The sequence below is a fragment of the Collinsella sp. AF36-3AT genome, assembly GCF_003475205.1.
GTDB classification, from domain to species: domain Bacteria; phylum Actinomycetota; class Coriobacteriia; order Coriobacteriales; family Coriobacteriaceae; genus Collinsella; species Collinsella aerofaciens_AF.
Genome location: NZ_QROZ01000010.1, coordinates 84,093 through 90,643 on the forward strand (window position 1 = coordinate 84,093; position 6,551 = coordinate 90,643).

At 47.1% G+C, this 6,551-nt stretch carries 7 protein-coding genes; 6 read left to right on the forward strand and 1 reads right to left on the reverse strand.

From position 1 onward, the window contains the following. Positions 1–35: 35 nt before the first annotated feature. The 4 genes from DW003_RS08770 to DW003_RS10010 all read left to right on the forward strand — a co-directional run bounded on the left by DW003_RS08770 (position 36) and on the right by DW003_RS10010 (position 3,459). Complete coding sequence (locus DW003_RS08770) at positions 36–863, forward strand: DUF2971 domain-containing protein (protein ID WP_117758082.1); 828 nt, start codon at positions 36–38, stop codon at positions 861–863. A gap of 224 nt (positions 864–1,087) precedes the next feature. After that, entirely contained in the window at positions 1,088–1,729 is a 642-nt protein-coding gene (locus DW003_RS08775; protein ID WP_118388664.1) for a hypothetical protein, read from the forward strand. A 184-nt stretch (positions 1,730–1,913) separates the two neighbouring features. Further along, complete coding sequence (locus tag DW003_RS08780; RefSeq protein WP_118388666.1) at positions 1,914–3,230, forward strand: hypothetical protein; 1,317 nt, start codon at positions 1,914–1,916, stop codon at positions 3,228–3,230. A gap of 28 nt (positions 3,231–3,258) precedes the next feature. After that, a complete protein-coding gene (locus tag DW003_RS10010; RefSeq protein WP_199665674.1) occupies positions 3,259–3,459 on the forward strand; it encodes a hypothetical protein in 201 nt (66 codons plus the stop codon). A 104-nt stretch (positions 3,460–3,563) separates the two neighbouring features. Here DW003_RS10010 and DW003_RS08790 read toward each other — a convergent pair whose 3' ends face one another. After that, positions 3,564–5,543 (reverse strand): hypothetical protein, encoded by a 1,980-nt coding sequence (locus tag DW003_RS08790; protein WP_118388668.1) that lies wholly within the window; start codon positions 5,541–5,543, stop codon positions 3,564–3,566. Positions 5,544–5,877: 334 nt separating this feature from the next. Between DW003_RS08790 and DW003_RS08800 the strand changes: the two genes are divergently transcribed. Beyond that, complete coding sequence (locus DW003_RS08800) at positions 5,878–6,108, forward strand: hypothetical protein (protein ID WP_199665675.1); 231 nt, start codon at positions 5,878–5,880, stop codon at positions 6,106–6,108. Positions 6,109–6,181: 73 nt separating this feature from the next. Next, a partial coding sequence (locus DW003_RS08805) for a hypothetical protein (RefSeq protein ID WP_147352197.1) occupies positions 6,182–6,551 on the forward strand: 370 nt, incomplete at its 3' end.

Below are 6,551 nucleotides of genomic sequence, written 5' to 3' on the forward strand. Positions count from 1 at the left end.
TGATATGGACTCATTGTTATAGCTAGGAGCCAAACATGGAAGCACCCGCCGTTCTCTATCATTATGCAAGCCTAGATACGCTGGCCTTGATTCTGCATAATCGAACTATCAGGTTCAGCCGGTTAGATAAGGTTGACGACCCACAAGAACAGCGTTCAGCAGACTCTCAAAATCTTGGAAAAATGAAACTCGTCAGTTGTTGGACCTCTTCTGATGAGGAGAGCATCCCCATGTGGCGCGAGTATGCTGGAGCTGAATGTGGAGTAAGAATCCAGATGAAGAGCTATCCGTTTAAGCAGTATTCTGTTTCAAATGAGAGCCTCCATATGTTATCAAGTGAAGCGGTTTTGAACGCCCCTGGTGGTTCATTTGATGGCCTTCATCTGCCCCTCGAGGATTTTTGGGATAAGAATTACCACTTTTTTGAAACGGCTCGTGATCGTGAGATTCTTCATGAGGTTGAATACACAAATGATGAGTCTCTTTTGTTTCCAAAGGTAATTAACGTATTTGAAAACGGCGGACTCGTAGCTGATTTAAATGCACTTGGAGTTCACAAAACAACTGCATGGTCGTATCAGAAAGAATGGCGCTATATCTTGACGGCTGTTCCCATAGGTATCGATTCCGTAATAAACGTTCGGTTAGATCAGATTCTCAGAGCAACTGATGTCGTGCTCGATAAATGCGACCCCGGAATCCCGCCCTTTTACGATCTTGCTATCTCCGATGAAGCTTTTTCATCAATGAAGATCGTTTCTTCTCCAAAAATGACACCTGGCAACCGCGTGATTCTGAACGCGTTGATAGAGAAATACGCACCCGGTATTGAGGTTGCAGAGAGCTCGATTGAACTTTCTTGAGTCGACAACCACGCGTAACCCAAAGATATCCCCGCGTTTGTCTATGGCAAGATACGCCGGCTTTCATTACCGATTGTTAGTAACCGTGGCAACAAGAATAGGGCCAATACTGAAATTAGACTCGAAAGCTGTTCCAGATGAACTTCAAGGATGAAGGTGTAAGTGGACAACTGTTTAACTGGAGACATCATCCACTGCAGTACGTGTCAAGGGAGGAGGAGACAATGGACCTAAGGAATCTACCTGAGTACATCTCAGCGATTGTGGCAATCATCGCATTGCTCATTTCTTGTTACCAAGCTCGTCTCAGTAATAAACAGTCTCTATTCAATCGACGTTTAAATATATGGATAACCGTCGATAAACTCATAAGTGTTTACGCAAAAAACGCGAAGAACTTGGAACATGATGACGAACCGCAAATGGCTATCGACCTACTATTTGTATGGCTGACTAACACCACGTACCTGCAATCAATTTCAGCCTCAATTAATAAGGTGTTAGATGCCGACCTTCAACTCAAATTGCATTTAAAACTTGATGAAATGAGATCGCTCGCCATGGAGGCGAGATTTTGCTTCAAGGGAAAGAGTGGAGAGGCAATTGCCGAATTCATAGAAGCTTATCAATCCCTTTTGTTTTCAATGTATCAGTATCAGATTCTATTTACTAAGATGCTCCAGAATGCAAGGGAATATCAATGGACGCTTGAACAGTCTTCTGAAAAGTTACATGAGCCCGATCAACGGAAAGATCTCTTTGAGAAAGAGAATGCTCTTGCCGATTCATACAAGACTCTATGTCAGCAAAACATACGAGGTGCGATTCAGCACCAAATAAAACTAACGGGCTCTATATGGCGCTGAGCTAATAATTGGGTGCCTAAGACGGTCGATGCCGCATCTAATCTCAATGCTATTAGTCCATTGATCAAAAACTCTTAAGCTCTAAAGAAACGCAAGACCCGCCAGCTTTCATTGCTGCGAGTTTGAAAACGTTACCAATTAGAATAGAACCCTGTGCCGGAATTAGATTTGGAAGCTGACTCAGGTGAACTTTAAGGACGAATACATAAATAGTCAGATGTTCAGCTGGAGACATCATCCACTGCGGTACGTGGCAAGGGAGGATGAGCTCGCTTACAGTCGTCTTTATGGCTGCGTAGGACAATTGGCGGAATCCGTTAGTGGTTTAGTCTCTACGCCATCTTTCAACCAGTTTTTACTTGAATCCTGTCAGCTTTTGGCTAACTCGCTAGATCTAATTCATCAAGGTTACTTCGACGCTGCCTTTTATTCAGTTAGACAAGCTGGAGAGATCATCCTTGTCGGTACGTTGTTTTCGAATCTAGAAGAATCTGAGCGCAAGGCTAAATATGAGAAATGGGTCTCGCTCGACAGGTTCCCCTCATTTAGCGAACTGTCCAAAATGCTGCGTTCAAAAGATATTGAATATCGAGACCTTCTTGAACAAATGCCCGAAATTGATGAGCTAATCAGCAAGCTCAATAAGAGGGCGAACAAGTATATTCACAAACAAGGCCACGAATCCTTTTATACCAAGCCTTACGAGGTGGTTCCCGAAAGCGCGAAGCATATTCGAGAGGATTTCACCGATTATTTCACGACTACTGTAAAGGTCTGTGCAATTTTTCGACTTGCCGTCGATCCTTTCCCCATATTACTGAGCGATCCCGAATGCGGATACAGATTCCCTGATTGTATGACAATCGAATTCGGACAATACTTTATTGATAATTGTTTGGGAAGCGATTTTGTTGAGCATTACATCAAGACGGATTTCTACCGCAATTGGGTGAATGCGATTAAGTCAACATTTCCTCAGTTGAAGGAGGCAACATATTATGTCTCAAACCTGCACTATATTGATTTGTCTAACATCAAAGACATTCTTGATGAGCTAGATAAGTTAACGTTATACGAGGCAACTGCTGTTTTATTCACTGCACTATTCTCAGAAAAAGTAATTGCCATTCATATAACTGGCATGCTTGATGCATTTAGCAACTCGGCTAGACCGTCAGGCGGTCTGTACCTTTCAGATATGGGTGACTACGCGAGACAACTTGGCGGAGTCAACGTTCCGCTCGCGGACATCTGCCGTCTTGCTAGTTTTGATACATCACATGAGTTCTCTCCCGTTAGTTCATTCATTACCTCTTTTCCTATTGCGTCAGATTATGTTTGCGTTGAGACCGATAAGCATCTTGACGACAATGAAGTCGAGCTAGGCCAAAATGCGGCAGAAGAGCTTGATTGGCTTTGGAGCCGGATCAAAACAGGCCAATGTGCCATGTTTGAATTAAAGGAAACGGAACTGTTCAAGCGAATCAAACAGAACGCGTAAATATTTGTTGTCGCGTCTACGACGGCAAATGGAATCGGACGTGGGCGTGTACAGCCTGACAACGACCGGCTTCGACAACTTCCGCGCAAGCTCCATCCAAGGTGTCATGATGCGCGTGAAGGCCAAGGATTGCCGGTTCCGTTCCTCTGATGTGTGGCATGAGGGCTCGTGTTGCTCGTTTATACCGGGGCGGCAGAGCGACTGCATGACGCCGAGTCGCGCCGTCTGAGGCCATCACAATGGTTATCAAGGTGCCTGACGGGAATTCGCCATGGAGAAACGGAAAGGCTTTCCGATTCTGATCAAGCAGGTTCGGAACTACCGTCATTGGAACTATTCTGACTCAGCATTACAGACAGCTTCATGCTTCTTTGCGATTAACTTCTTTGCGAGTTCGAAGACGCTTTTGTCGTAATATGGCCAATCTACGAAGTTCTCGAGGTACCCGCGGCCCGTTGCGGCCGACAGCTCATCGTTTATCTTGAGTGTAATCGCGACGAGCAAGGTCAGCATGCGATAGTAATCGGATCGAATGTTCACCGCATCAGGGTCGGCGATCGGTGAATGCGCATGGTCGTATCTGTTCCTGAGACCCTGTGAGTTAGGGAAAGAGGCGTCGTTGAACATGTAATCGAGATATGCAGCCTCGTCGGGTGTGAACAGCTTGCCGCAGTACGACAGCATTTCGTCTGAGACAAGGCCATCGATGAGCGCTAAATCACCGTCTCCGCATCCCCCAAGCGCAATTGCGCCATTATCCCAAACGGCCTTCAGGCAAATTGATCGAGGTGTTGGGGAGAGAGCGCCTGTTTCTTCGCACGCACTTACTAGCTGTCGGTCGACTAATTGCTGGAGCACCTCGACGTATGCAGCATCAAAATCGTCGAAGGTGACCATAACATTCGAAATCAAATCGAAAAAGCAGCGAGCATGGTCGTTATGGCCTCTTCTGTATGTCAGCATGCACTGGTCGGAGAACAGATAGAATCCCCATCTGTTAAAGCAGGCTCCGTCGATTGCGTACTTTTTCTCAGAGAGCGCGTTGAGGGTTCCAAAAGTTTTAAAGCTCTCATAAGGGAAATAGTCTCCGTCGATTTTTCCAATCCTCGAATATATTGAATAGGACTTAACGGCGCGCTCGATCTCTGGCCCTATCGACTTGCATTTGTCGAGCCACGAAGCTCCGCTTGACGGCAGCGCCAAGCTGAAATTACTGATTGAGTACTCCTCTGCAAAGTAAACGTTGTACGTCCATTCGAGTGCATCTTCGAACCTTATACCGCGGCTTTCGAGGAAATTTGCGTATGCGACAACTTCGACATTGGCTAGTGATTCCCGCACCTTGGAGATCGTATTCATTCGGTATTCCCCCAGCACGTGGGAACCCAGCATCGCAAGCAGACCTCTCTCTTCGTGGGAGTGAGCAGGTGCGGCCATGAGACCGCTTTGGTCTACTACGTCCAGTAGATATCTGCAATTGTTCATGATGCTTGCATTATCGGTGTATTTGGCGAGCCACGTTTCGCTAAAACTGTAGGTCAAGGTTAGGCCTTCGAACTTTACGCCCTTGCAAGCAATCTGTTCAGGGTCGATCAGCACCCCGGCTCCGTACTCAAATCCAGTACCTTGCCGGAATAGCTCATCCATGGCTTTATCGTGGGCCCGATTTGCGCGCACTTTGACGTCCGGCGACGGAGAGAACCTGCATTTTGTTGCGCCGGAAGGCCAATTGAAAAGGGCCTCCATGCAATTCGGGTTGGCGCGCTGGTCGTCGAGGTAGCCGGTCATTATCGAATCGAAGTCGCCTTGGGAAAGGCATTTGGGGAGGTAGATTGCGTTCTGGCTCCTTGATTCCGTAGCGAACTCGTGGATGATCAGCTCAGCGGAATAATACGGATTCTCGATCAGTGATTTTCCTAGCTCTGTATCGAATAATTTGACGAGTTTGTCGTTCTCCAAGATAGGAGCTAGGCATTCGATGTGCCGCGAGAGAAGTTCGGAGATTCCTTCGCTGGAGATCAGCGTCTCTGCGCCGCAAGCGTGCAGCAGGCTCCAGAACTGAGTGGCGTACTGCATCTCGAGTCCCTCGTAAATACCAAGGATTCCCGAAGACGCGAGCGTCTCCCTCGTATACTTGCAAGCATTCGCGAAGAGCGTAGCGACGGCACTTGCGATATCGCCGACTTCAGCTTCCTTGAACAGTTCGGGGACCGTTTCGAAAGTGAGCTTAAGCTGATGAGCTTCTATCGCGTCGTTAATCGTCGCGATTTGAATGCGAGGACCCTCCTTCAGGATATGAAGACAACGGTCCATGAAAGCTCCTACAGCCCAGTCATTGCGGCCATAGGAAACAATCCTAGTGTGGTTGAAGTCACGCAACGCTAGCCTTTCTCGCGTAATGCCAACTGCATAAGAATACCGCTGGTTCGGCCTCGTCGGTGGTCAACGAAGACGCCTAGTGGAGTCCTTGATGAAAAGCGAATAGGCCTTGAGATCCCTGCCGCACACCGCTCCTTCCCTCATGATGTCAGACTTGATGAGTATGCGTTGATGGTCAGAGAGGGCCCTGCCGATTAGGCTGCTGCCTTCAAAGGCCACCGAAGCGCACGCCAGCGTCACCACTAGAAGTTCAACTCCAACAACTTCCGTGCGCTCAATCCAGGGCGTCATTAAGTTCGTGAAGGCCAAGGGCGTGCCCGTGGTGGTCTACGAGCCCACGCTGGACGCACCAGAGTTCTTCGGCTCCGAGGTCACACACGACCTGGAGGTCTTTAAGGCCGGCTGCGACGGGATCGTTGCCAACCGCTGGAGCGACGAGCTCGCGGACGTGACGGACAAGGCGTTTACGAGGGACCTGTTTAAGAGGGATTTTGGGTAAATAAGCTCTATCAACGTTTAATATGCTTCGATATATAGCACGATTACCTTAAATGCATAAGGAGTTCATTCAAGTGAGGCAATTGTTTCAACCCGAGAGAGTAAAGTTTAAAAATAGAATCTACGATCTGTTTAAGATAATGGGTCTATCTGATGAGAAACAATCAATTGGCCTTGGTGTATTTAAGTCAAACGACGTAATGATGATTTGTGGTTACGATCCTTCGACAAATCAATTTGGAAAACTGGATAAAGACAAGCTGGCATTTGCTTCTACGGTGCTTAATCTTCTGAAAGATCCCTTAGGACCGCATTTGCACAATAGATTAATAGCAATTAATCCTATCACCGATTTAATGGAGACCGATAAATCGACAATTGACGTTCTCGTGGGAGACAACAGCCTTGATTGGCAACTTCATCCGAACACCTCCCATATTCATC

Bases quoted from the DNA above. Each gene is read 5' to 3' on its own strand.
- DW003_RS08770 (WP_117758082.1), top strand. From the start codon at position 36: ATGGAAGCACCCGCCGTTCTCTATCATTATGCAAGCCTAGATACGCTG.
- DW003_RS08775 (WP_118388664.1), top strand. From the start codon at position 1,088: ATGGACCTAAGGAATCTACCTGAGTACATCTCAGCGATTGTGGCAATC.
- DW003_RS10010 (WP_199665674.1), top strand. From the start codon at position 3,259: ATGGAATCGGACGTGGGCGTGTACAGCCTGACAACGACCGGCTTCGAC.
- DW003_RS08790 (WP_118388668.1), bottom strand. From the start codon at position 5,543: ATGGACCGTTGTCTTCATATCCTGAAGGAGGGTCCTCGCATTCAAATC.